This is a genomic window from Bacillus cereus group sp. MYBK5-2, assembly GCF_051915685.1.
Classification (GTDB): domain Bacteria; phylum Bacillota; class Bacilli; order Bacillales; family Bacillaceae_G; genus Bacillus_A; species Bacillus_A cereus.
This window is the reverse complement of sequence record NZ_JBQAFE010000006.1, coordinates 172,058-197,128: the sequence shown is the minus strand read 5'-3', so window position 1 is coordinate 197,128 and position 25,071 is coordinate 172,058. Positions and strand designations below refer to the sequence as shown.

Below are 25,071 nucleotides of genomic sequence, written 5' to 3'. Positions count from 1 at the left end.
CGAATGTATTTTAGGTAATTTTATAAATAAACTCAAAGATATCTTCTCCTCCTACTGTAATATAATTACAGTATGTGAAATTATATTACATTAACTTTAAAAACGAAGTGAGAATAATCTTCACTTCGCTTTTTTCATTTGCAATCCTTATTAACTTTGCTCAATTCAGTATTTATTTCCACACTCTTCGCTTTTATTTAATTGGTTTTTCTGATTTTAAAACAATGGAACTTAATGCAGGAACTTTAATTTTATTGTCATGGACAACATAAAGTGGTTTACTTCCCGCCTGCTTGCCATCTACTAGTACTTTCCAAGGCCCTTTCGATGGAAGTGTTATTTCAACAGCTTCTCTATTTGCATTGTGAGCCACTGTAAAGTATTCATGTTTATTCCCCTCTATTATATAAGCTACAGTATTTTTTGGAGCATCAATAAATGATACGTGTGTTTTTATTTGCTCTGCAGATGTCATTCGAAAAGCTGAGTACTTTTTGCGTAATTCTATTAAACCCTTCATATAATCTACTTCATTATTAAACGTTGCACGGCGCAGCCAATCCATCTGGTTAATTGAGTCTGGAGATTTGTAACTATTATGATCACCGTATTTCGTCCGCATAAACTCTTGCCCTGCATGTAAAAATGGAATTCCTTGTGATGTTAATAAAATCGAAGAAGACAATTTGTGCATTTGTGTTCGCACTTCATCGCTGTCACCTGGATTAGTTAACTCAAGTTTATCCCATAATGTATGATTGTCATGTGCTTCCACATAAGTTAGCACCTGCTCTGGATCTTGATAGGTAGACGAATTTGTATCGTAGTCAATACCTGCCGTAATACCTTTTTTAATACGATCTTCCATGTTTTCCTTTCCATTTATAAAACCATTTTCTTTTTCCTCAAATACACTACCTTTTAACCCATCACGTATATTATCGTTAAAATGAGCAATCCCTTTCATTTTCTCTGCATTTTTTTGATTTGCTTTTAGCTCAGCTGCAAGAGGTGTATTTAAATCCCATCCTTCTCCGTGTAGTATAATAGAAGGGTCAATTTGATTAACAGCTTTACGTATTTCATTCATCGTTTCATAATCATGAATACCCATTAAATCAAAACGGAATCCATCTAAATTGTATTCTTTTGCCCAATATGTGACGGAATCTATCATAAATTTCCTCATCATTTTTCTTTCTGAAGCAGTATCATTTCCTACTCCAGTTCCATTTGCAAATGTTCCATCTTCATTGTAACGATAATAATAACCTGGAACTAACTTATGGAAATTAGATTCAGCAGCGTTATACATATGGTTATATACTACATCCATCACCACTCGAAGATTATTATCATGTAGTGTTTGAACCATTTGCTTTAATTCAGTTATTCGCACAGTCGGCTCATAAGGATTTGTAGAATAGGAGCCTTCTGGAACATTGAAATTTTTAGGATCATATCCCCAGTTATATTGCGGTTCATTTAAAGTCTCTTCATTTACAGAAGCATAATCAAATATCGGTAAAAACTGAACGTGAGTAACACCAAGATCCTTTATATGATCAAGTCCTGTTTTTACACCTTCTGGCCCTTTTGTTCCTTTTTCTGTTACACCTAAATACTTCCCTTTCTGTTTAATACCACTTTCAGGTTGAATGGAAAGATCGCGTACATGTAACTCATAAATAATAGCATCTTCCGGATTTTTAAATTTTGGCTTTTTGTTTGCTTTCCATTTTTTCGGATTTGTTTCTTCTAAATTAACGACTGCACCTTTATCCCCATTTACAGAAGCAGCACGCACATATGGATCAACCGCTTCAGTCCACTTATCACCAATTTTGACCTTATACGTATAAAAGAGCCCTTTTTGGTTCCCCTTTAGTTCTGCTGTCCAAGTTCCCTTTTCACCTTGTTGCATGTTTATTTCAGCACCTATTTTATCGTTCCAGTTTTTATATGTAACTAACTTCGCTTCGCTTGCAGTAGGAGCCCATAAACGAAACTTTGTATGTTGCGGAGTATATGTATTTCCTAAATCGTTACCACCATAATAAAATAAATTATCAAATTCTTCGCTACGAATGACTTTACCAATTTCAGTATTCGTATCAGCTAAGTTTTCTATTTTAACTTTGTATGTTTGTTTTAAATCAATTTTCTGTTCCGTAATTATTTTGACCTTATTAGTAATATCTCCACTGTTTATATCATAAGGAGTAATATTCTTAATTTTAATGCCTTCAATTTCAATTTTCTTTTCCTTAATATGAAACGGGACATTAGTCGTTACAGTAATTTCATGGAAACTATCAATAGTTGCTTTTTGAATTGAGAGATCCGATGATGGCTTAGAATTATATACTTTTTCATCACCCGAAAGAATCCAAACTTCAGCACGACCGTCCTTTATATTTTCAATCCAACGATCCCCACCATCTTTTTCCCATTCATTTGTTCGAACTATAAATCCTACACGATTATAGTCACCGTCTATTTTTATCTTAGCGTATTTTCCAAATTCATCTTCACCAGTAAATTCATAAGATGTACCATTTGCATTTTCTCCCCATAACCAAAGATTCCAGTCTTTTGTATTTCCAAGCTTTTCTTTGTAATGAATGATAATTTCAGTTGTTTTCAAATTTGAAACTGCCTTCACACTCTGAAAGGAGAAAACAGATGATAACATAACGATTAAAGTAAGTAATAAAACTGTTTTGTTAATTAATCTTTTTATAATTTGCACCACATACACCCTTTCTTCAAATATTACTAACGATTTATTATGCTTTCACTACATAACACTGCTTAAATTAATCTAGAAATCTCTTTTACTTCACCTCCATATTGGCTATTTTCACGTATGTATTTCAATGACCTTTTAATACGAAAACGTTTGCATTAGTGCTTAAAAAAATAGATTTGTTTATGCCTTCATATATTTGTAAATACTAAAAGATCAGGGAAAACATTTTAAAGCAATCGTTTGTTATCGCTTTCATTTTATAGACTTTCTATCAAGAGGTCAATATATTATTAATTTTCTGTTTTTATATATTTTAAACCTTATTTATTTGTCACAACTTCTTACAGATAAAGTGCCTCATTATTGCTTAGTCAGTTTATTTTCAATAATACATTGCTACGTAAAAAACAGCTAATATCCTTAAAATGACATTAGCTGTTTTTCATAATGTATTAATATATGAATGATAACTATATTTCTAAATTACTTAATTTTTGCTGCATCAAATGCTTTTTGAACTGCTTGAACTTCAGCTGTATTCGCACCATATTTATTAGTTGCCACTCGAATACATGCTGATCTCAATTCTTTGAAATTAGAAGTCATGTTTAACTCATCTGTATTTGCATAATAGAAAATATCAAACATTTTATCTTCACCAATTCCTTTAACAGTTACTCCGTTATGAGTTCCGCCTTTTGCAATCAGATACGCAACTTTATTAATAATACTTGAATTAAAATGAACACCGCCTTGATCCCATCCATTAAAATCGTTAAATTCACTGTAATCATCTGGATAAGGCACTCCAAGTGAAGATGGAACAGAAGCTGGGTTTTCCATATCACGGAAAACAGATCCCGTTTGTTCTCCCATTGTCCAGTTAAAGTTTCCATTATTTACGTATTTCTCAATAGATGTTCCCATAATATCAGATAGCGCCTCATTAATCGCACCGGATTCCCCGTAATATTCAAGATTAGATTCGCTAGAAGTAACAGCATGTGTAAATTCATGTCCAGCTACGTCATATGCTTTAACAATAGGATCGCCATATACAAGCATACTTCCATTATTAGCACTTAATGCATTCTGCCAATTTTTCGGATCATTCGTCTCTTCAGAATCCCAAGCGTGTACAACTGAAACTACCTTTTGTCCCTTATTATCAAAGCTATTACGCTTGTATTTATCTTTATAAAAATCAAATACTTTTGTTGCTAAGTAATGAGCACTTACTGCTTTTGGATCGTTAAATGTTGCCGAAGTACTTGTCGCTAATGTACCAGGATAATAGCTTTCTTCTTTAGTAATATCTCTGTAATTCACATCATATGTTTCAATGCCTTGCCCTCTTGTATAATCAGCAAGAGCATATTTGCCATTACTTTGTTTAGAGATACCAAATGAACGATTAATACCTAAATCATCTTTTCCTGTTCCCGTTAATGATGTAAGGCTGCTTTGTTTACTTTTCTTTAAGGCTCCAACTAGTTTTTCACTTGCTTTTAAGTTAGATTCTTTTACCATATTTTTTAACATATCACCATTTTGTGCATTTACTAAATAAGTACCAGAAACATAGTTTGGTGTTGCAGCTTCGAAGGTAACTTGGTATGCATTGCTAGCTTGTCCATTATTTTCATCAACAAAAATAACCTCTTTAACTTCTGGCTCAGAAATAAACTTGATATCGTTCCCGTATTTCGTATAAATATATTGTTTTGCTTCATCTTTTGATAGATTAATAGTTTTTTTCAATTCTTCTTGTTTTAAATTTTGCGCGCTATCGCCTGAAACACTTTTAATAACACCCTTATTATCTACGTGTGCAGTTAATTGATGTCCATATACTTCTTTTCCTTCGTATGTTTGCTGCATACGCACAAGTGTAGTTCCATCATACGAACCACGTTTTTGAAGGACTTTATAATCTACTCCTGCTTCTCCATTGACTTGTTTTTGGGACAGAGCTTGTTCTGTTTTCTCCTTAAGTGCATCCTTTACTACATTTTCTGGTGCCTTTTGTGACGGCTGTGTAAGTTCACCCGAACGGAACGATTCCTCCTGAATTTGAACTTGTAGTTGATCTGTTTCCTCTGCATGACCTACCCCATATGGTGCCACAGCTGTTAAAGCTAATCCTGTTGTTAATGCTACCTTAGTTAATGTCTTTTTGTTTTTCATTATTTCACCTCGTATAATTTTTGAAATAGAAAGCTTGTACAAAGTATACTGTCTATTAATGTCTAAAAAAAGAGAAAATACACAATTTATGTAACATTATGCAAAATTACATAAATTAAGGATGATGCTACAATTAAAGAACAACTCATATAAATGCATTAATTTCAATAAAAAAGAGCTCCCTAAGACGCTCATCCAATTGGTTAGTTATTAATTATCTATATTCATTCTAATAAAAGTATACTTACATCTAAATAACAACATAAAAACCCACTCTTAACTATTTTAAGAGTGGGTTTCATGCTATTAAAATAACAATTACTATAAGAAATTTTATAATTTATATTTTTTTAGTAATCCTACTAAGTTTTTTGTAAAATTCACCTTTTGTCTTTACATGATTAAACTGATTTGGATTAATATTTGCTTTTTGTGAGAGTAATATAATCTCTTCTTTTGAAATTGAGTCTTTCGTATTTATAGATGCTATATTTGTGTATTTTCCGTCTTCTGTTTTTGGAATTTCTAAAATCCCTTTATTCACAAGATCAACTACCGCCTTATGCTCTGAAGAATGTAAATCTACACCAGTAATTTTCCAATTACGCATAACTTTTGGCGTGTATACACCGTTCTTTACCTCTTTTAAATATGTAATAGCAAGGTTACGAATGGTCCCACCTGTTTCTCCAAATGCATTCTCTTGTTTAGATGACCAAATTTGTTCAAACTTACGCCCCTCTAAAGCTCCTCCTTTTGCCTGAAGAGCCTCCATTCTATATGCATTCATTCCCAGCGTCATAGCATCGCTCATTTTGATTGGTTTGTTTGTACGAATAGAGCGTAAATTTGTAATTCTACTTCCATATGGTTTTGTTAAGTCAATTTCGTATTTTACGCCTCCAAAGAAATCGTTCGTACTGTATTTAGAGGCACGGCGGGTTTTATCAAAGCTAACGGTTACATCTCCGGCACGAGATGAGTTAAAATATCCTGCTGTCCATTCCATATAGTCTTTTAAATCTTTTCCAGAAATCTTATATACTGTAATTTCTCCCAAGGCATATTGGTAATTGTACGCAATATCTTTTTTCTTAATAGGACCTATATCTAAACGGGCATAATCATTATCAATTTGATGGGCTACTACATCTGCTTTACTGTAGTAGAGCATGACTTCATGAAAGAAATCTGATAAAGGTGTTTCTTGAATCTGAACACTTGGAATACCCTTTATTTCATTTTCAGGAACAAGATTTCTACCCTTTAATTGAGCGACTACAACATTTGCATCTCCTCTCGCATATTCGTGAAAAGGTGTTAATGTTTCTTCAAGTGTAGGATCAGATAATATCGTTGTTCCATCAGCATTTTTTACAGGTATAGCGGTAGCAGTTTTATTTTTTAAAGCCAACTTCCCATCTTGCTTTGTAAAAGTAAGGTCAATACGTGAAATATGTGTTCCATATTTATCTGGTTCTGTAATAATTACGCCATTTACAACTTCTTTTTTTACAAGTTTATGCATGTGAGCCGCAAAAATAGCGCTTAGTTCCGGACAAGCATTTGCAATATCTTGAACACCAGTACCAGGGATACCATTCTCATTTTCTAATCCCATATGCATAACTCCTACCATTACATCTACTTTACCTTCTAATTCCTTAATTGCCTTTTTCGTCTCTTCTACCGGATTTTTCACCACTAAACCATTTAAGTGATCTGTCCCTTTTTCAAAATCACTAATCATTGGTGTATTCATACCAATAATCCCAACTTTAATTCCACCTTTTTCTACAATTGTATATGCAGGAAGAAAGCGCTCTCCATTTTCCTTATAAATATTTCCTGCTAACGTTTTCCCCTTATATTGCTCACTAACTTTTTTCAATGTATCTAATCCAAAGTTGAATTCATGATTTCCAAATGCCCAGGCGTCATATCCCATTGTATTCATCGCTACCATCATTGGCGATTGTGGCTTATCGTTGAATAATTCTACTGAGTTTCCTTGAATTGTATCCCCGGCATCTACTAATATGGTATTTGGATTTTCTTGACGGACCTTCTTTATAACCGTATAAAGCTGTGTCAAACTTCCACTCATATTTGCTCCATCAAGCGCATAATCCCAAGGCATAAATCTACCATGAATATCTGCAGTACCTAACAATGTGATATTAACTTCAGATTCCTCAGCCTTAGAGATAGGTGGTTTGACTATTACTGCTGTTCCAAGCAGTAATAGAATTACAAAGTAACATACAAAGTTCTTCCATTTCATTTTTTGCATAATAATAATATTTCTCCCCTTTTTGTAATTTCATAAAGTTGCTTGAACTTTAAAAATGTAACTTATTATTCAGGAAACTTCAACTACAAAAGATAATTTTGAAGGTGGTTCTGTTGCAAAAATAAAGAGAATAAATTGCATACATCCTCTAACAGAATTGTATTTTATCATTTCCTGACAGAATACCCCTTTCTTAAGAGTGTGAAGTGTACTTTCAAAATAAGGACATATCATTTATCATCATAAAAATCATCATTTCAATTTATTAAAACGGGCATATACAGTTACTGATTTATCTCCTTCTAAATAAAAACACTTTCAAAAAAATAACCCCGCTCTTCATTTAAGACGGGGGTTACACTTATACAGAAAATCGGATAGTTTCATATTTTCTTCAGCTTATTGGTTACTTTCAACTAATTTCATTCTATTTTTGGTTTCTTCTGAATCAATAAGAATCAACCGTTTTCCCTGTTTATAATACGTATCGATAATAAATAGAGAATAATTTTTACTTTTCAATTTCACAAAGCAATTTTATCTCTTTGATTTGTAACATATGACGCTGTTCATGCAAATAGATCAGTTCTATCCACTGATCAAGGGGCAATTCTCCAAGAGCTGGATGCATCACTGATTTTTTCGCTAATACAGACTCATCTTCTATTGTACTCAGGAAACGCATCAATTCTTTTCTTGATTCGTTTAGCATATTGAGCATTTGCTGCACTTCAAATGGTTCTATACTTGGTTCAATCATTTCTGGAGCTATAAACTTTTTCGTTCTATCTAATAAAATAGTGTGAATTTCTTTACGCTCATTTTGGGTACTATCTAACTTTTTTAATCCTGACGAAATAACTGTTATCACTCTCTCATCTAATAAAACTAAATGATGACAAATTTGTGCAATACTCCATTTATCCTTATCTGGTTTCCTATTAAATTGAGCATTACTCAACAAAGTAATTTCCTCAACTAATTGATTTCTCGTTTCATAAAACTTGTCATTTACAATTTTATCCATGTGGATTCTCCTTTCATTGCAGCCTACATACTTAAATTTCTACGCTAGAAATATTATCTTCGAAAAAAGATTTTCTTTCACTACTAGTCCAATTTCATTTTAAAACCACAAATGAAGTTATTTGTTTTTTATATATTTTTAATTGGCACAAATAAATCAACCTTTAACTTTCCTTCTAGATCTTCAGCAACATTATTTAAGCAAAACTCTAAATTATCTCTATCATAATCTGCATCATACTCACTATTTGGTAGCCACTCTGCATACATGTATTGATACGCTTCACTTAATTTATGAGGTTCATCATAGAACTGGCATAGACCATATGTACCTCCATCTAATCTTTTAAATTGCACAGTATGATACTTTTCTTTATCAAAGTTTTCAGGAATCGTAATACATGCATCATGCCGGCACTTATGACTTGCAACAAGTTCAGGATTATCCAATGATATTCCGATAAATGATTGCTCTGGTGGATACAGTTTATTTTCAATTGACCAATTCAGTAACTTTCTCCAGTGATCTTGCGGTTCAAAGTAGCTACCAGTTCGTCTTATATACGCTACTTCTAATGGTGGTAATTTTTTTATAACAACTTTCATTTATATCTTCTCCCCTATAAATATGTACACTGTTTAATTAGCTTTCTTTAACATTTATTCCTTCTTAAATAAAAAGAATTCTCTAATCATATAAAGTGAAACTTTAATCAGCGGGAGATGAATTTGAATTGAAATATAATTGATTACTATTACTACTAAAGTAGTATGTACTTTCATACTTTTATTTGATTTTACATTCTTTTTAAATCGATATATTAATTGTAAGAAAATAAAAAGGTGGAGGATTTTAATTGATTAAAGGAATATACGAAGCGCATTTACCAGTGAGTAATTTACAACAATCTATCGAATTTTATGAAAAACTAGGGTTGAAGTTAGCCTGGAGCGATGAATCAACAGCATTCTTTTGGATTGAGGATGGGAAAAGTTGGCTAGGATTATGGGCGGGCTCTGAATACGAAACAAAATATCATCCTTCTTTACGTCATATTGCATTTAGAGTTTCCTATGAGGATTTAAAAGAATCATTACATTGGTTACACTCACTTCAAATTAAAGCTGTTCCGTTTGGGAGTAATGAATCTATTGAACCATTTGTCCGTCCACATCAAGGTAATGCATCTGTTTATTTTATTGATCCAGATGGTAATAGCTTAGAACTTATTTGTCATATTTTTGTACCTAACGCACTAAAACATATAAATGATAAATTATCCTTGAAAGATTGGGAGACACTATTAGCTGACACATTTGAATGAATATTAGTTATAAATTATAATGGCTCACCTTTATTTTTATAACATGTATAACAATCTTGAATAATAATGTCCTATCAATTTATCATTAAATACATGTAAAAAATGATCCTATTTATTCATTTTTAATGCGTATGTATGTACATTTGTTAATTTATTCGATATATTATGGGTATTGAATGATTACGTGAAGTGTATAGGTCGCTTATATAACACCTTATATTTTTATATCCGTGAAAACTACAAAGTGTATGAAAATCCATTTGTCAAATGAATTTAGTGCGGAAGGAGGTTTGTGGTTACTTCATAGGGTATAATAATCAGTTTTTTACTGATAAAAATATAGGAGGCGACATAATGTTTCGTACGATTTCAAATTTCATGAGAGTAGCTGAGATAAGAAGGAAAATCCTTTTTACACTAGCGATGTTAATCGTTTTTCGAATTGGCACGTTTATTCCAGTTCCTCATACTAACGCAGAGGTATTAAAAGTACAAGATCAAGCTAACGTTCTAGGTATGTTAAACGTATTTGGCGGAGGAGCATTGCAACACTTCTCAATCTTTGCTGTAGGTATTACACCATATATTACAGCTTCCATCATAGTACAGTTACTACAAATGGATGTTATACCTAAATTTTCGGAATGGGCAAAGCAAGGAGAAATGGGCCGTAAGAAATCAGCTCAATTCACTCGATACTTTACAATCATTCTCGCATTCATACAGGCCATCGGAATGTCTTATGGCTTTAATAATATAGCAGGTGGACAATTAATAACAGATCAAAGCTGGACTACATACTTATTTATTGCGACAGTTTTAACTGCAGGTACTGCATTTTTACTTTGGTTAGGCGAACAAATTACCGCTAACGGAGTTGGTAATGGTATTTCGATGATTATCTTCGCAGGTCTCGTTGCCGCCATTCCAAATGTTGCAAATCAAATTTATTTACAACAATTCCAAAATGCTGGCGATCAGCTATTTATGCACATAATAAAAATTGTTTTAATTGGACTCGTAATTTTAGCGATAGTTGTTGGTGTTATTTACATTCAACAAGCTGTACGTAAAATACCGATCCAATATGCAAAAGCTGTTTCAGGAAACAATCAATATCAAGGAGCAAAAAACACTCATTTACCGCTTAAAGTAAATAGTGCTGGTGTTATACCAGTTATCTTTGCTTCTGCATTTTTAATGACGCCGCGTACAATTGCGCAGCTCTTCCCTGATTCAAGCGTATCAAAATGGTTAGTTGCAAATCTTGATTTCGCACATCCAATTGGAATGACACTTTATGTCGGTCTTATCGTTGCTTTCACATACTTCTACGCATTTATTCAAGTAAATCCTGAACAAATGGCTGAGAATTTGAAAAAGCAAAATGGATATGTTCCTGGTATTCGTCCTGGTAAAGCAACTGAACAATATGTAACTAAAATTCTATACCGTTTAACATTTATCGGTGCAATTTTCTTAGGTGCTATTTCTATATTACCGCTCGTATTCACGAAAATTGCTACGTTACCACCTTCTGCTCAAATTGGTGGTACAAGCTTACTTATCATTGTCGGTGTAGCACTAGAAACTATGAAGACGTTAGAAAGCCAGCTTGTAAAACGTCATTATAAAGGCTTTATTAAAAAAGTGAATTAATTATCAAAAACACAGTTGGTTATTTTTCCAACTGTGTTTTTGATTTTATCAGTCCTGTAATATACAGGGCTATTGCTTTATTAAACTACATCTCCTTCTCTAATAACCGCCCTTTTTTGAAATAAGTCCGTAGTGTTGAACGATTGGCCAAAAATACACCAATCAATATAAGACAAGCCCCCATTCCCATTGTAGGATTTAAAGGTTCTCCTAAAATGATATATCCCACAATTATTGCAATTAATGGTGATACATATAACCACGTCGATGGAAATACTGGATTTGTTTTTGATAAGAGCCAGTAATATAATCCGTGTCCACCAATCGATCCGATAAATATGAGATATAAAATAGGCCATTGCACACTCCATGAAGTTAATACGGTTACATTTGGTTGTTCTACAATAATAGATGCGATTAGTAGTAAAATCCCTCCATAAAACATTTGAATACCGTTAATAAGAAATGGTGATACATTTGATAAATCTGACAGTATTTCTTTCGAACGAATAGAGCCTATTCCGTAAAATAACTCCCCTATAACTAAAACAATACAAGCAATACTCCATATGAAACTTACTTGTTGATGCATTCCTGGTAAAGAAACAAATATAACACCTATTAGTGCAATAACTAAAGCAACGAGTTGTTCCTTTTGTAATTTCTCCCTATTCCTCTTTGCTTGTATTAATAAAATCATCATTGGTCCCGTAGCAGAAAGAACAGCAGCTAATCCCGAAGAAATATATTGTTCTGACCAATATAAACTTGCGAATGTCATAAATGTTAAACAAAATCCAGCATACATAATGCGTTTTGAAAATATATGTGGCATAATTTCTTTTCGCTTTAATTTAAAAATAATCATAAGGATTATGCCCGCTAAAAAGAAGCGAATTCCTGCTGAAAACAACGGTGGCGCCCCTGCTTCAATTCCAATTTTTATCGTTAAAAATGTTGTCCCGAAAATAATACATACTAAAATGTAATTAAAAATGACCATTTTGCTTCCTCCTTTTTACTCTTAGAATGAGTATAGAGGCTATGGTGTATAACAGTGTATCGGTACATATAACAGTTACTTCAAGTTGTAGTTGATTCCCTATATATTTTTCGCTTTAATTAAGTTAAAAAGAAAAATAGGTGAACCTATGAAAATTGTATTGCGTAAAGAAACAAACATACCGTATTACAAGCAAATATATATGCAAATTGTTGACAGAATACAAAGTGGTATGCTTTCACATGGTGAATCTCTTCCTTCTTTACGTTGTATGGCCACAGATTTACAAATCAATGTATTAACAGTTCGTAAAGCGTATAAACAGTTAGAAACGAAAGGGTATATACGCATCGAACAAGGAAAAGGTGCTTACATATATAAACGGGTAAAGAAAGATTTCAAACCAATTCCGTATAAATGGCAACAAACGAAAACGATTAATGTTATGCGTTCTCAATATGCAATGAATAAGCACCGTAAATATTATAATTTTTCACAAGCAATTCTGTATCCTCGTCTGTTACCAAATCCATTTTTGGCAGATGAAATGCATAAATTGCTGGATAAAAATCCGATGTTGTTAGCAACTTATGGGCCAGTTCAAGGCGATTATGAATTGCGAGTTGAAATAGCAAATTACTTACATGAACACCAGAAATTAGTGACAGACCCATCTCAATTATTAATTACAAGCGGCGCACAACAAGGAATTGATTTAATTGCTCAAACATTATTAAAACCTGGAGATATTGTATTGGTAGAAAGTCCATGTTACAGTGCTGCGCTTGATATTTTCATCAATAAAGGTGTTCAAATCATTCCCGTTTCTCTTGATAATCATGGAGTTCGCTCCGACTTAATTGATGATATTTGTCAAAGTAAAAATCCCGTTTTATTGTATACGAATCCCACCTTCCAGAATCCGACAGGTACAGTAATGAGTAAAGAACGAAGAATGGAACTTATAGAACTATCGGAGCTATATCAATTTTTTATTATTGAAGATGATTCTTTCGGAGAAATATATTTTGAGGATGCTATAATCCCGCCCCCAATCAAAAGTTTTGATAAGGATGGCCACGTAATATATATAAAAGGATTTAGTAAAACGTTAGCACCAGGACTGCGTATTGCAGCACTTATTGCCGATGGTCCTATTTTTGAATGGCTATATGCAGTAAAAGGTTCAATGGATATCGGTAGTCCTTTATTAACACAAAAGGCACTTCTACCGTTTTTACGTGCAGAACGTATGAAAAACCATTTAGAAAAATTACGTACAGCTTTACAAATGAGACGTGATTTAACAATTGATATATTATCGCCATTAAAAGAACTACACTTTGAAATACCAAATGGAGGTTTTAATTTATGGGTGACACTACCTGATTCGATAGATCCCTTTACCTTATTACAAAAAGCAAATGAAGTAGATGTCTCTTTTTTACCAGGAACAGCTTGTCTATTAAACTACGAAACAAATGATAACCAATTAAGAATTAGCTATTCAATGTTAAACGAGAAAGATATGGAAATTGGATTAGAGAAATTACATGATACAATACGAAAAAGTATTTGTTAGAAGCAATATCACATTAGCCAACAATAAATAATACCCGCAAATGAAAATGTATAGTATGGGATATTATCTATTGTTGAGCTTTTTCGTTATTCTTAACAACCGATTTTAAAACTTGTCTTTCTTTTAATTCTTCAACACTGCCATATCGATCAATAACGATTGCTTTCATTTTCTCTCCTCCTTGCTGTTTATTTTAATAACATACAATTATTTCTCAAAATTTTTTGCCTTGAATTACCATATACTTATTTTTGGGGGTAATTATGCAAAAAGTATTATAAAGTGAAACTTTAATCATTCCTCACCAATCGGGCTCTTACTGCCCGGCAAATAGCGGGATGAATTTCAAAAAGAATCTTACACACATCTTAGAATTATTCAAAACTGTATTATTAATTAAATTCAAAAGAAATGGGGCTAACTTTATGAGTGAAAAGATATTTAAAATAAACGGTATTGATATATGTACAGAAAGCTTCGGTAACTCTAATGATCCCGCTATTTTATTAATTATGGGAGCTACTTGTTCAATGATATATTGGGATGAAGAATTTTGTGAACAGTTGGCGAACACAGGAAAATTTGTTATTCGCTTTGATAATCGCGATGTTGGACGCTCTGTTACATATGAACCTAGAACTTCCAATTATACAGTAACAGATATGGCTGAAGATGCAATTGGAGTACTAGATGCTTATCATATTAATAAAGCTCACCTATTTGGTATGTCATTAGGTGGTATGATTGCTCAAATTGCTGCTGTAAAACATCCCGAAAGAATTTTGACGCTGACTTTACTAGCGACTAGTGTAATAGGATCTGATGACAATACTCGCGATTTACCTCCAATGGATGAAAGGATTTTAACACATCATGTAAATGGCACAAGTATAGATTGGGCAAATAAAAATGATGTGGCAGAGTATTTAGTTTCAGGATCTCGTCTATTATGTGGATCAGAACGAATATTTGATGAAAATAGAGTTTATAAACAAGTAAAACAAGAAATAGAACGCGCAAACAATTTATTAAGTATGTTTAATCACGCTTTACTTCAAGGTGATGATGCATATGAAGGTGTACTTCAATCCATACAAGCACCTACATTAGTTATTCACGGAACAGACGATACAGCACTACCATTTGAACATGGCCTCGCACTAATTGATGAAATTCCAAACTCAGTACTATTAACCCTTAAAGGGGCAGGCCATGAAAACCATCCAGATGACTGGGAAAGCATAATTAACGCTGTTTCTAAACATACATCTAAAATTTAGATAAATAACTAATGGAAGGGGGCACAAATTGTGCCCCCTTCTAGTTACAAACAAAAACCCATCACTGTATTCGTATGTATAGTGATGGGGACTTTGTATATTTTTCTATGTTTAAAAAAATGGACAATCTAATTGATCAACAGATTCCCATAATTTTTTTTTTGCATTTTCGGTGGATGTATTTGTGTCTAGTGTCATGTTTTTAAAAGGGTTTACTTCGACTTTTAATAAGGATGAAGGCTCCACATATAATGAGAAAACATGGCTGCTTGGTAAAGCTTTTGAAACGTCAATATCTCCAACTTGTTTAAATAGTTGCTGCGCAGCAAAAAAGAAGAAATTAGTTGGATTTGATTGTTTATTCAGCCACGCAAGCATTTCAGGTGATACCGATTTATGAATATTGATTTTTACTCGATCACCACGTTTATATCGCCTAGATCGCATACTTCCACCAACTAACTTATCGTTAAGTTTGTAAATCCTAACTCTTTTTGCTTATGCTCTCTATATTTTGGCGAACAAGTATAGACTAATAATCCTCGTGCATTTGTAAATAACGGATTATCTACAAAGATTACATTTTTGAGTCGTCCTTTTTGCTTTAAAATCATTTTTAAACTGTTTTTAATAATTACTGCACCCCCGCCATAAATAAACACGTATGGATCGTCTTTCATATCATCAATTTTATTTATAATATCTGTTGCAACACGTGCTGCTAAACCTAATAGCGCTGGCTGTGATTCCTCAACTAATAAGGTATTTCTCGGATGCTTATCATTTAAATAAATTTGATTGAATTCTGTAATACTATCAATCGTTTTAGTTGGATACTTCCGGTTCCATCTCGTAATGATTTGTAGTAACGTCTCTTTTACACCATAAGATAAACCTTTACTTAGTTGCGGACGGAAATTCACCCCTAATGAAACGACTTCTTCTGTCGTCCCTGCACCAATATCAAAAGAGAGTAGCGTTTTATCTACAAAATCAATTTCAGAAACTTGATTTTGCTCACATTCTATTTTATGTTTCACAACATTTCCTTCTTCATCGTATACAATGCCCCACGTACCAGAAGCGCCCTCAGGCAGGCATTTACAATACTCAATTGAAACATTAATTGTCACATCGCGTCCGTTCGGATAATGGAAAATAACCTTATGATTTCCCATATAACGTTTTGCATTTTCAGCAGCTATTTCTTGTGTAATAAGCTGCATAGGAAGAGCGACAGATAAATCATAACGAATATTAATATGGCTAGAAGTTGGACTTTGACGCATAGCGCTTACCGCCAAACCTGATAGTATTGTAATAACCATTAACTCATCCGTTGACTTATTCGATTTCTTCTCTACCTCAGTACCTTTTAATTGATCTTGAATAACTTTTTCTCCAACGATGTATCGTACATTATTTAGCATTAACGATGGCGAACTTATAGTCACATCAATGTGGTTTTCTAATTCAGATAATGAAACATCTACCTCATCTAAGAGTCCTGTAGGCTCACCTATATATAAAGAATAAATACTCGGAATAAAAATAGGGTCTTGCCCTTTCACCATTAACTTCAAACCGTTGTTTCCTGCATCTGCACCAGCTTTTAAAAGTATAGACATAACTACCCCCTAAATTAATCTGACATCCCTTCCAAATATATGCGAGCCCATTCTTTTACATTCAAATGTATTGTAATTTTTTGTTTATCATAAAACCAAAATATTGCATACTTACATATTTCGTGTAAAAAGTATTTGACATGATGCTTTTCCAATTTTATACTTATATTTGTAAAAAGTTTTTTACAATCGAGGGGGCAATTATTTATTGAATACTAAAAAAACTATTTTTATAATCATTGTTTTAGCATTAATTGCAATACTAGTACATGGCACATATAAATACATAACTGAAGGTTCTATTTTAGGTGGTACGATTTTTGCTATTTCGTTAATACTTAGTAATTTAATTAATCACATTACTTGGGGAGATCCCCACGGTGTGTCAGAAGAAAGTCAAGATGAGATGGGACAACAAATTACATATAAAAGCTTTAAAATTGCGTATTTTGTGCTTGTAGTTGTAATGTTCCTTTTATTAATCTTCTCCGAAGGATTTTCTATGGGGGCTAATTTAGATGGAGTAAAAAACCTCCCTCTGTTCATCGCAATTTGCTCTTCATTCTTTATTTATCCTATTGTCGAACTCATAATTGCAAAACAATATAAGTAAAAAGATGAGGTTTTCTACATGTAGAAAACCTCATCTTTTTATATTTACATACTCTCTACAATTGCTTTTAATTTATTCACAGTCCGCCAATTCCTAACTGTAGCTAGTGTATGTGACTTCTGAAACTGGTTCATTAATTTAGAATTTCGAATGCTATTTTTGAAAAATAAATAAACGACCTTCTCATCTATATAGCAATCTTCAAGTTCACTTTTAAATGTAAGCAATTGACTACTCTCTTCTTCAGAAAGTACATTAGCTAAAAAAGCAATATGAACACTTTCTCCTTCTAACAATGAATGAACTTCATATGGACATTGTTTAATAATATTTATAAATTCATCATGTGTTCTTAGCATGACTGGAACATCGAAATCAAATTCTTTTTTTATTTCAGATTGTATTCGGTCCTTTAGAAAGTTTATACCTTCCTCAGATTCGAACACAATATTACCACTTTGTATATATGTTTTCACTTGTTTTAACCCTATTGATTCAAACACTCGTTTTAAATCAGCCATTTTGATTACTTTATGGCCACCGACATTGATTCCTCTTAGTAATGCAATATAAAGTGTCATATTATCCCCCCCACAGTAAAATGAACTTATCAATTGAATCGGTTTTCCCACTCATATTTCTCGGATATTTGTTTTAATTCTTCTAACATATCATGAATAGATAATACCTCAAATAAAATAATAGATTCACTTGAAAAATGGTGATGATAATGATTTGGTTTATAATCTTTTAAATCATTTTTATAACTCCAAAATTGCTTGTCTAATTCAGCAATAAGTTTGAAATGTTCCTCATCAATTTCATTACAACGGTTTCTCAATATAGCAATTATAGAATGAATTGTTCGTTGTAATATTTCTCTTTCACTTTGTGACCAGTCACAAGTCTCAATTGATACCCGAGCTAAATTATCTATATGGTAAATGATTTGCTGTAATATATGAAGTTGCTTCTGCATCGTTAAAAAGCTTCTCATTTCCTTCTTTGTATGTTGATGATATTTCCAATCTTTCTGCTCATATTGAACAAATTGTATCGCCTTATGCAATAATAAAGTCAATTTAGATAAATCCTGAGCAGTCTCCTTTTTCATACCTTTTCCTGCAACTAATGCAGTAATCCATTCTTCCATAATATTTGCTGTTTTAGCAAATAGATCCTCTGTACATCCAAAAATCATTTTCGTGTAGTGGGGTGGCAAAATGAAAAAATTCACTAAAGTAGATACTATAATACCAGTAGATGTAGTAGCTAAACGAATTAAAAATGCAGTAAAATAATGATTTGCCGTAATTGGAATCATTGCTACGGCAGTTAAAGTTGCGACTAAAGTTCCCGCATGTAACCTTAGTTTTTGACATGTAACGATCGTAAACATTGCAGCTAATGCATAAGAAATTGCTTGGTGGGCTAGGAAAAATGTGAAAGTCATGGCATATGCCGATCCAATTGTTGAGGCCGGAAAGCGAATAAGTCCTTTTTTTATTGAGTCTGTTGCAGTTGGTTCAATTGTAACAATTGCTGTTATTACAGCAAAAATAGTTGGGATGTTAAAAAAATCACAAACTAACACTGTAAGAAAAACTGCAATCCCAGTTTTAATCACTCTTCCTCCAACGATATTCCATTTTCTATCTTGATTCATTTTTTATATCCTTCATTCCTGTTTCATTTTATATACATATATTATATATTGTTAAAATAAAAAACCTACTACTTGAATATTCAAGAGTAAGTTTTCTATCTCATTATTTTATTATAGGTAAATGCATTATTATTTGTTGGCCAATTGGTCCCATTCTTCTAAAACCTTTATCTTGGAAACCAACTTTTGCATATAAATTTTGTGCAGGAATATTTCTTTCATTCACAGCAAGTATAACTTCATTTTTTATTGGAAAATAACGTTTTACAAACTCTTCTAATAATAACAATGACTTTTTAGCGAATCCTTTTCTTTGTCTATTGTGATTAATAGAAAATGACGTTAAAAGTAAAGCATCCTCATTATCTGTGAACTCCTTTACTCTATCTCCCGTTTCCAATGCGAAAAGACCCACCGGTACCCCATTGTGATCTAAAATGACAATCACATTTTTTGTATAATCACTTTTTGCTTTCTCCAGTAATGCGCTTGGATCTGATGTAAACTGAACTTGTTCACTTGGTAAAGTAAATGTTTGTATAACTTCTTTATATTTCTCCTTATACGGAGCTAATTGAATTTCCCCTGTGTGTATGTTCATGCTAAACTCTCCCATTTTTTAGCTTATTAACTTATACCTTGCTGTGCTTTTGAATGCACTCTTCCATCTAAAAAGGTAATTTCAACAAATGAATTTGGATCGTTCCCTTTCCAAGCAAAAATTTGTTTAATTTGTGTAGAATGTTCTACCCCTTCTTCTATAAGTAAATCTCCTTCAAAACCAATTAAATCTTTCACTTCTGTATAAGTCATTCCTTCATTTATACTCGAGAAATGATTTATATTGATAGACTCTTTCTGTTGCCTTTCCATCACAGTAGAAGAAGTTGCTGTTTGGTTTTTCACTTCTTTTCTCTGCTCACACGCTGTCATACTGAAACCTAAGCATAAACTAAACAATATACATGCGCTTTTTTTCATCATAACAGTTGTCCCTCCTATGATAATTAAACCATATATTCCCTTAAAAATAAACTGAATATTTAATATTATATTTAAAAACCTCGTACAATTAAGTACGAGGCTAATTTCATTTATTCAAATGATTATTTGATTGATCATCCTGTTCTTTTCTTAACTCTTGTTCTTCATCTTTTGGTAATTGTTTATCATTATCTTTAATTGGATTCGTTTCTCTATTTTCTATCATATCATTTGGAACTTGTGGCATTACTCGGCCCACAATAGCGGCTAATTCATCTAGTATACCTTCACCTGTTTTTCCTTTTTTAATTTGCTTTCCGATTTGTTTGAGGCGTTCATACGTATCAACATCTGCTACAACGACTGCATTAGCACCGTCAGGGTCATTTTTTAAACTTTCTGCAACAGAGTATTTAATTGATTCAACTCGAGTTCGATCAAGTTTTGCTTTTACATCAATACCTACAATAGCATATTTTCCAACAACGACCGCTGTTGCATCATTCACACCTGGCACACTTGCTGCTAAAGATGCTAAATGATCTGCTGCTTTTTCATTTGGCTTATTTGATTTATTCGTATAATTAACATTTTTCATTGAAACATTTTTTTGTTCCGGCTTTTCGTTTGGATTGTCTTTTTTTCCAATACTGCATCCAGTTATAACGAAGCAAAGCATCAATATATATATTAGAGTTTTCATTATTTTCACCACTTCACTATTAAGGTTTAATCATAAATTTTTTCAACAGCTTGCATTTTCTTTACCTTTTCCTCGGCCCCGCTATTAGCATTAATGAATATTTGGTACGTATCTTTTCCTAAAGTGCCTACAAATTCATAGCAAAGTACTTCATTATGCAAATCATTGACTACTAAAGCTTTACGTTCTTCCATAACTTTTACATCCGGATTGATTTTCTTTCTTGCTTCTGTTGCAGTTAGCTTTGCCGATGGAACTGTTCGCTTTTGATGTGACGCTAAGTATTCTTTTGCGGAGAACCCAACGATAGAACCATCATCTAAAGCAATTTTCATTTGGATTGCTTCTGGATAAATTCGTACTCCATTTTCATTTACTACATACGTAAATACACCAACATTATCATATTGAGAGCTATCATAAAGCTCCATATTATTAAACTTATGGTCCTTTAAAAATTTCAAACCTTTACTACCTGCATCGTTTAAACTAACTTTCTGTTCTTTAATTTCGCGGTTATTCATAACCCAAATTGGATATCCGCCTTTTCCGGTAATATCCATATAGAACTCATTGTTCGTTGCTTCATCTTTAATTTTCACACTATAGAAGGATTCTTTCGCACCTTTTCCGCTTTTCTCAACATCTACTTTTTCATTTCCTTTTAAATTCAAAAATGATTTGGCAATTTTCGCCGCTTCATCTTTAGAAATTGCCTTTCCTTCCGCTTCAAATCCACCTTTTTTATTTTTTTGCGCACTTGTAAAGGTCGGTCCGAAGTTTGTAGAAGAATATGATGTTACGTTTTTCTCTACAGTTTTCAATCCATCAATAATTGTGTTATCTGCTGGATCGCGATTTGATGCAAGTGCCATTTCTACATCCATCCAGCGTAAATTATTTTTCAAAACAAGATGTTGTACTTTTCTTAGTTCATCTTGTATATTTCCTGCATTTGAATATAAAGTTTGCAACGTTTTATATTCTTGCTCATTTAACGGTTCTTTTTCTAAATCACGAATGGCTGCACGGTAACTAAAATCACCGATATTCGCTAAAAATTCTTCCGTTTTATTAAATGGCATTAATGTTAAAGGAAGTTGCCCTACATCCGAGCGAGCTTCAGATGTTAAACGCCATACATCCGCTAATGCAGGTGATAAAGATGATCGTGAATTCATCGCAAGTGTTGTGCCAATTTTATCGTGTAATAAATCGACTTCGTATGCTAAATCATGGAATGCACGTTGATAGCTATTTTCCGCTCGAATTAAAACTGCATTTTTCTCTTGGTGCTCTTTATAGCCCCAATAGCCTGTTCCTACTACACCGACTGTTAATAATACAATGATAATACCTCGTAACATTGTCCCACCTCCGCTCTATTTACAGAAAATATGTTTACCGATTTTTTTAATTTGTGGACGAGTCCAAATCCATTTACTAGTTGCAGTATCTGGATTGAAATAATATAAAGCATTTCCTGTTGGATCCCATCCGTTAATCGCATCTAAAACTGCTTTTTTTGCTGTTTCATTTGGCGTTAAATATATTTGTCCATCGGCTACCGCTGTAAATGCTCTAGGTTCAAAGATTACACCTGAAACAGTATTTGGGAATGACGCACTTGTAACACGGTTCAAAATAACGGCAGCTACTGCAACTTGTCCTAAATATGGTTCACCGCGTGATTCTCCGTATACTGCGTTTGCCATAAGCTGAATATCATTTTGAGAATAACCGTTCGGAACATTTGTCCCTTTATTTTGAGGTGGTTTATTCTCTTGTGCAGTTCCGCCGCTATTTCCTTTATTTGTTGTCGTCCCTTTATTAGCAGTTGACTTGTCATACTTCGTTGCCTTCACGAGCATTTGCTTCGTTTTAGCTCCAGCTAAACCATCAACGGGTAATCCGAATTTCTCTTGAAAATTCCGAAGTGCCCAATATGTACCCCATCCGAAAACACCATCCACTTTTCCCGTATAAAACCCGTTATATTTCAAACGAGATTGCAGTTCAATGACATCTTCGCCAGATGCTCCTCTTTGAATAACTTGATTAGAAAAAGCTTCTACATTCTTTAGTTGTATACTACTGACCATTAAAGACAGTCCTATGAACGCAAGTAAAACTGCTATTTTAAAAATAGCTTTTTGGCGCATAATTTTCCCTCCTTAATTACGGAAATGATTTCTTGGTTATGTTTTGTAAAAGCCTCGCTTTTATGTAAAGAAGACAAAAAAATCCAAACTAATATCGTTGAAAAAATATGTAAACAATATAAAAAAAGGATAAAAGGAGTTCATCATGAAGAAATCTTTAAAACACGTCGCACTCGTCATTCTGTTCCTAACAACATGTTCAAATATATATACAGGCTCATCAATTGTTCATGCGCAGCCACCGTATGCCAAATGGGGTAAACTTGCCGTAGAAAAGACGAAAGAACAATACCCAAAAGCAGAAATTATTGACTATCTTCATATAGGTAGAAAACCAAAAACAGTTCAAATAACTGTTGAAAAATTTAAATTGTGGTTACGTGAGAACGGAAAAGAATACGGTGTTTTTGTTGATGTAGAATTTGAAACGAAGACGGAGAAATTTATAAAGCTGTCGTTTCAGAAGACGAGTAGATAAAGTGAAACTTTAATCAGCCCTCACCAATCGGACTTTTACGGGCAGCCCGACAAATAGCTGGATAAAGTGAAACCCCCACTGTTAAAAACAGACACAGTGGGGGTTCTTGCATTTCTAAAATTCTTTTCTAAAGTTTCGATTCCCTAAAAATCTTACCAATATACAAATAGCACCAATTACAACTGCTATCCCTATACTGTATAAAAGTACTTTACCATATCCACCTATTCTCGGATCTAAAAACGGATATGGATACCAATTCACGATTGGACCACGTATTAAGCTATATACAACGTAAAAAAACGGGAATAAAATCCAACTTGCAGCTTGTTTCCAAGTGATTTTCTTAATAGGTGGATTTAAAATCCAATCTAAAAGCATTGTAATCGGCATGATATAATGTAGCACAGTATTTACCCATGGTATTGCCGTTTGAAGTGACTCTTCTAACCCTCTTAGTAACAAAAAATAAACGAGTCCTGTCGTAAGTATATATACCGTCGCCGCACCACGAAGTATACTAAACTGCTCTGAGCGACCAAATGTAGCTGTTCCGATACTACTTAAAAGGAGAATACATGCAACTAAAATGTTACTTTCAATGGTGAAGAAACTAAAAAAGTTAACTGGATTAAACGGCTTCACTTGTGCCCTAATTATGAATTGCGCAATAATGGCGCTACATACTAGAAGACTTAAACAGAATCTAAATAAAGATAAAGTTTTTTCATCCCTCATACATTCCCTCCTTTTCTTATATATAATTGGAGTTTCCCTGTACATGCTCAATAAATAGTTTTAATGGAACGAGCCCACGTTTTGGCATATGACTACTTATAATAGCTACTAATTCTAACTGAGGAATGATAACAATGTATTGTCCGCCATATCCCATAGCAAAATATATACAATACGGTATGTGAAATCTTCCGTTATGTAATACCCACCAGTGATACCCATATGCGCCGACATGTTCATATGTTTCAAATAGAGCCCTACTTGACTCTTCTAACCATTTCGCTGATACAATTTCTTTTTCATTCCAATATCCATTTTGTAAACATAATTTCCCTAATTTTAACAAATCGGTAGATTTCATTTTCATACCGAAGCCACCTACATATATACCCTGCGGATCTTGTTGCCACTCGTATTCGTTAATTTTTAATGGATCAAATAAATACTTCTTTGCAAACCGCTCTGTCGAAATTCCAGTAGCTTCTTGAATAATATAGCTCAGTAAATGAGAAGAACCTGAATTATAATTCATTTTTGTAGCAGGTTCTTCAATTATTGGCTTTTCTAATATGTACTGTACCCAGTTCTCTGATTCTACAAAGTCATTTGGGAATACTACTCCATTCCCAAACTCTTTCCAGTCCTCACCAGTAGTCATTGTTAATAAGTGATATAGCGTCAAATCATGTTTTTCCCCAGGTACATTTTCAATCCACTCTGTAATCGATGTATGTATATCATTTATATAGCCCTTATCAATTGCAATACCAATTAATAAAGATACGATACTTTTTGTAATCGAATTTATTTTATATAAGTTATTTGCACATTCGGGTGTTTTATAATACTCAGTTGTTAATTCCCCTTTTTGATAAACAAGAAATGTATTCACTTTTTTCTTTTCGAATTTATTTTCTAGTTGCTTGAAATCCAAAAACTTTACCTCCATTTAAATAGTTACTCCATTTATTATATCTTGTTCCTTCATTTTA

The 25,071-nt window shown here is 33.1% G+C and carries 23 protein-coding genes; 6 read left to right on the top strand and 17 right to left on the bottom strand.

All coding sequences use genetic code 11. The features are described 5' to 3' along the window. Window positions 1-193: 193 nt before the first annotated feature. The 5 genes from pulA to ACTFP3_RS20740 all read right to left on the bottom strand — a co-directional run bounded on the left by pulA (window position 194) and on the right by ACTFP3_RS20740 (window position 8,864). Window positions 194-2,752: a type I pullulanase gene (pulA, locus tag ACTFP3_RS20760; RefSeq protein ID WP_440011099.1), complete on the bottom strand. Its 2,559-nt coding sequence runs from the start codon at window positions 2,750-2,752 to the stop codon at window positions 194-196. 483 nt (window positions 2,753-3,235) lie between these two features. Beyond that, a complete protein-coding gene (locus ACTFP3_RS20755) occupies window positions 3,236-4,939 on the bottom strand; it encodes a M4 family metallopeptidase (protein WP_000791448.1) in 1,704 nt (567 codons plus the stop codon). Between the two features lie 340 nt (window positions 4,940-5,279). Beyond that, window positions 5,280-7,232 carry a bifunctional metallophosphatase/5'-nucleotidase gene (locus ACTFP3_RS20750; protein WP_440011097.1) on the bottom strand — a complete coding sequence of 651 codons (1,953 nt, stop codon included), beginning with the start codon at window positions 7,230-7,232 and terminating at the stop codon, window positions 5,280-5,282. Between the two features lie 511 nt (window positions 7,233-7,743). Then, window positions 7,744-8,259, bottom strand: coding sequence for a DinB family protein (locus tag ACTFP3_RS20745; protein WP_046392786.1), 516 nt, complete (start codon window positions 8,257-8,259; stop codon window positions 7,744-7,746). Between the two features lie 128 nt (window positions 8,260-8,387). Further along, window positions 8,388-8,864, bottom strand: coding sequence for an AraC family transcriptional regulator (locus tag ACTFP3_RS20740; protein ID WP_000869617.1), 477 nt, complete (start codon window positions 8,862-8,864; stop codon window positions 8,388-8,390). Window positions 8,865-9,115: 251 nt separating this feature from the next. Here ACTFP3_RS20740 and ACTFP3_RS20735 point away from each other — a divergent pair, with 251 nt between their 5' ends. Together ACTFP3_RS20735 and secY are read left to right on the top strand one after the other, a co-directional pair. Beyond that, on the top strand, window positions 9,116-9,583 hold the full coding sequence (locus ACTFP3_RS20735) for a VOC family protein (protein ID WP_097987264.1): 468 nt from the start codon (window positions 9,116-9,118) through the stop codon (window positions 9,581-9,583). Window positions 9,584-9,937: 354 nt separating this feature from the next. Further along, window positions 9,938-11,242 (top strand): preprotein translocase subunit SecY, encoded by a 1,305-nt coding sequence (gene secY / locus ACTFP3_RS20730; protein ID WP_000490135.1) that lies wholly within the window; start codon window positions 9,938-9,940, stop codon window positions 11,240-11,242. Window positions 11,243-11,327: 85 nt separating this feature from the next. Here secY and ACTFP3_RS20725 read toward each other — a convergent pair whose 3' ends face one another. Further along, window positions 11,328-12,245, bottom strand: coding sequence for a DMT family transporter (locus ACTFP3_RS20725; protein ID WP_000234337.1), 918 nt, complete (start codon window positions 12,243-12,245; stop codon window positions 11,328-11,330). Between the two features lie 148 nt (window positions 12,246-12,393). On the opposite strand from ACTFP3_RS20725, the gene pdxR reads away from it, so the two are divergent. Together pdxR and ACTFP3_RS20715 are read left to right on the top strand one after the other, a co-directional pair. Beyond that, window positions 12,394-13,827, top strand: a complete 1,434-nt coding sequence (gene pdxR, locus ACTFP3_RS20720) for a MocR-like pyridoxine biosynthesis transcription factor PdxR (RefSeq protein ID WP_006922681.1) — start codon at window positions 12,394-12,396, stop codon at window positions 13,825-13,827. A gap of 425 nt (window positions 13,828-14,252) precedes the next feature. Beyond that, window positions 14,253-15,107, top strand: coding sequence for an alpha/beta fold hydrolase (locus ACTFP3_RS20715; RefSeq protein WP_001290788.1), 855 nt, complete (start codon window positions 14,253-14,255; stop codon window positions 15,105-15,107). A gap of 111 nt (window positions 15,108-15,218) precedes the next feature. Here ACTFP3_RS20715 and ACTFP3_RS20710 read toward each other — a convergent pair whose 3' ends face one another. Together ACTFP3_RS20710 and ACTFP3_RS20705 are read right to left on the bottom strand one after the other, a co-directional pair. Further along, a complete protein-coding gene (locus ACTFP3_RS20710; protein WP_001257760.1) occupies window positions 15,219-15,554 on the bottom strand; it encodes a hypothetical protein in 336 nt (111 codons plus the stop codon). Between the two features lie 11 nt (window positions 15,555-15,565). Beyond that, a complete protein-coding gene (locus ACTFP3_RS20705) occupies window positions 15,566-16,735 on the bottom strand; it encodes a ParM/StbA family protein (protein WP_000025622.1) in 1,170 nt (389 codons plus the stop codon). Window positions 16,736-16,943: 208 nt separating this feature from the next. On the opposite strand from ACTFP3_RS20705, the gene ACTFP3_RS20700 reads away from it, so the two are divergent. Then, the gene (locus ACTFP3_RS20700; RefSeq protein ID WP_326037078.1) at window positions 16,944-17,348 is read left to right on the top strand and encodes a hypothetical protein; all 405 of its coding nucleotides are present in this window, start codon (window positions 16,944-16,946) and stop codon (window positions 17,346-17,348) included. Window positions 17,349-17,392: 44 nt separating this feature from the next. On the opposite strand, the gene ACTFP3_RS20695 is transcribed toward ACTFP3_RS20700, so the two are convergent. The 7 genes from ACTFP3_RS20695 to sleB all read right to left on the bottom strand — a co-directional run bounded on the left by ACTFP3_RS20695 (window position 17,393) and on the right by sleB (window position 22,863). Next, window positions 17,393-17,929: a DUF1697 domain-containing protein gene (locus tag ACTFP3_RS20695; protein ID WP_000177390.1), complete on the bottom strand. Its 537-nt coding sequence runs from the start codon at window positions 17,927-17,929 to the stop codon at window positions 17,393-17,395. Between the two features lie 29 nt (window positions 17,930-17,958). Next, the gene (locus tag ACTFP3_RS20690; RefSeq protein ID WP_440011094.1) at window positions 17,959-19,014 is read right to left on the bottom strand and encodes an aromatic acid exporter family protein; all 1,056 of its coding nucleotides are present in this window, start codon (window positions 19,012-19,014) and stop codon (window positions 17,959-17,961) included. A gap of 103 nt (window positions 19,015-19,117) precedes the next feature. Beyond that, complete coding sequence (locus ACTFP3_RS20685; RefSeq protein ID WP_326037076.1) at window positions 19,118-19,630, bottom strand: GNAT family N-acetyltransferase; 513 nt, start codon at window positions 19,628-19,630, stop codon at window positions 19,118-19,120. Window positions 19,631-19,641: 11 nt separating this feature from the next. Further along, window positions 19,642-19,998 carry a hypothetical protein gene (locus ACTFP3_RS20680; protein ID WP_000976446.1) on the bottom strand — a complete coding sequence of 119 codons (357 nt, stop codon included), beginning with the start codon at window positions 19,996-19,998 and terminating at the stop codon, window positions 19,642-19,644. A gap of 106 nt (window positions 19,999-20,104) precedes the next feature. Next, complete coding sequence (locus ACTFP3_RS20675) at window positions 20,105-20,701, bottom strand: YhcN/YlaJ family sporulation lipoprotein (protein ID WP_000854053.1); 597 nt, start codon at window positions 20,699-20,701, stop codon at window positions 20,105-20,107. Window positions 20,702-20,727: 26 nt separating this feature from the next. Continuing rightward, window positions 20,728-22,068: a germination protein YpeB gene (gene ypeB / locus ACTFP3_RS20670; RefSeq protein WP_086388210.1), complete on the bottom strand. Its 1,341-nt coding sequence runs from the start codon at window positions 22,066-22,068 to the stop codon at window positions 20,728-20,730. 15 nt (window positions 22,069-22,083) lie between these two features. After that, the gene (sleB, locus tag ACTFP3_RS20665; RefSeq protein ID WP_001249053.1) at window positions 22,084-22,863 is read right to left on the bottom strand and encodes a spore cortex-lytic enzyme; all 780 of its coding nucleotides are present in this window, start codon (window positions 22,861-22,863) and stop codon (window positions 22,084-22,086) included. A 145-nt stretch (window positions 22,864-23,008) separates the two neighbouring features. Here sleB and ACTFP3_RS20660 point away from each other — a divergent pair, with 145 nt between their 5' ends. Then, on the top strand, window positions 23,009-23,341 hold the full coding sequence (locus ACTFP3_RS20660; RefSeq protein ID WP_000749106.1) for a DUF3889 domain-containing protein: 333 nt from the start codon (window positions 23,009-23,011) through the stop codon (window positions 23,339-23,341). A gap of 114 nt (window positions 23,342-23,455) precedes the next feature. Here ACTFP3_RS20660 and ACTFP3_RS20655 read toward each other — a convergent pair whose 3' ends face one another. Both ACTFP3_RS20655 and ACTFP3_RS20650 read right to left on the bottom strand, forming a co-directional pair. Further along, window positions 23,456-24,079 (bottom strand): Pr6Pr family membrane protein, encoded by a 624-nt coding sequence (locus ACTFP3_RS20655; protein ID WP_326036492.1) that lies wholly within the window; start codon window positions 24,077-24,079, stop codon window positions 23,456-23,458. A gap of 16 nt (window positions 24,080-24,095) precedes the next feature. Further along, window positions 24,096-25,013 carry a serine hydrolase gene (locus tag ACTFP3_RS20650; RefSeq protein ID WP_326036491.1) on the bottom strand — a complete coding sequence of 306 codons (918 nt, stop codon included), beginning with the start codon at window positions 25,011-25,013 and terminating at the stop codon, window positions 24,096-24,098. Window positions 25,014-25,071 lie beyond the last annotated feature (58 nt).

What these genes read in the sequence shown, in the direction of transcription:
- ACTFP3_RS20715 (WP_001290788.1), top strand. Translation starts at nt 14,253, where the DNA reads ATGAGTGAAAAGATATTTAAAATAAACGGTATTGATATATGTACAGAA.
- ACTFP3_RS20655 (WP_326036492.1), bottom strand. Translation starts at nt 24,079, where the DNA reads ATGAGGGATGAAAAAACTTTATCTTTATTTAGATTCTGTTTAAGTCTT.
- secY (WP_000490135.1), top strand. Translation starts at nt 9,938, where the DNA reads ATGTTTCGTACGATTTCAAATTTCATGAGAGTAGCTGAGATAAGAAGG.
- ACTFP3_RS20710 (WP_001257760.1), bottom strand. Translation starts at nt 15,554, where the DNA reads ATGCGATCTAGGCGATATAAACGTGGTGATCGAGTAAAAATCAATATT.
- ACTFP3_RS20755 (WP_000791448.1), bottom strand. Translation starts at nt 4,939, where the DNA reads ATGAAAAACAAAAAGACATTAACTAAGGTAGCATTAACAACAGGATTA.
- ACTFP3_RS20685 (WP_326037076.1), bottom strand. Translation starts at nt 19,630, where the DNA reads ATGGGAGAGTTTAGCATGAACATACACACAGGGGAAATTCAATTAGCT.
- pdxR (WP_006922681.1), top strand. Translation starts at nt 12,394, where the DNA reads ATGAAAATTGTATTGCGTAAAGAAACAAACATACCGTATTACAAGCAA.
- sleB (WP_001249053.1), bottom strand. Translation starts at nt 22,863, where the DNA reads ATGCGCCAAAAAGCTATTTTTAAAATAGCAGTTTTACTTGCGTTCATA.
- ACTFP3_RS20690 (WP_440011094.1), bottom strand. Translation starts at nt 19,014, where the DNA reads ATGAATCAAGATAGAAAATGGAATATCGTTGGAGGAAGAGTGATTAAA.
- ypeB (WP_086388210.1), bottom strand. Translation starts at nt 22,068, where the DNA reads ATGTTACGAGGTATTATCATTGTATTATTAACAGTCGGTGTAGTAGGA.
- ACTFP3_RS20695 (WP_000177390.1), bottom strand. Translation starts at nt 17,929, where the DNA reads ATGACACTTTATATTGCATTACTAAGAGGAATCAATGTCGGTGGCCAT.
- ACTFP3_RS20660 (WP_000749106.1), top strand. Translation starts at nt 23,009, where the DNA reads ATGAAGAAATCTTTAAAACACGTCGCACTCGTCATTCTGTTCCTAACA.
- ACTFP3_RS20675 (WP_000854053.1), bottom strand. Translation starts at nt 20,701, where the DNA reads ATGAAAACTCTAATATATATATTGATGCTTTGCTTCGTTATAACTGGA.
- ACTFP3_RS20680 (WP_000976446.1), bottom strand. Translation starts at nt 19,998, where the DNA reads ATGATGAAAAAAAGCGCATGTATATTGTTTAGTTTATGCTTAGGTTTC.
- ACTFP3_RS20750 (WP_440011097.1), bottom strand. Translation starts at nt 7,232, where the DNA reads ATGCAAAAAATGAAATGGAAGAACTTTGTATGTTACTTTGTAATTCTA.
- ACTFP3_RS20725 (WP_000234337.1), bottom strand. Translation starts at nt 12,245, where the DNA reads ATGGTCATTTTTAATTACATTTTAGTATGTATTATTTTCGGGACAACA.
- ACTFP3_RS20745 (WP_046392786.1), bottom strand. Translation starts at nt 8,259, where the DNA reads ATGGATAAAATTGTAAATGACAAGTTTTATGAAACGAGAAATCAATTA.
- ACTFP3_RS20705 (WP_000025622.1), bottom strand. Translation starts at nt 16,735, where the DNA reads ATGTCTATACTTTTAAAAGCTGGTGCAGATGCAGGAAACAACGGTTTG.
- ACTFP3_RS20740 (WP_000869617.1), bottom strand. Translation starts at nt 8,864, where the DNA reads ATGAAAGTTGTTATAAAAAAATTACCACCATTAGAAGTAGCGTATATA.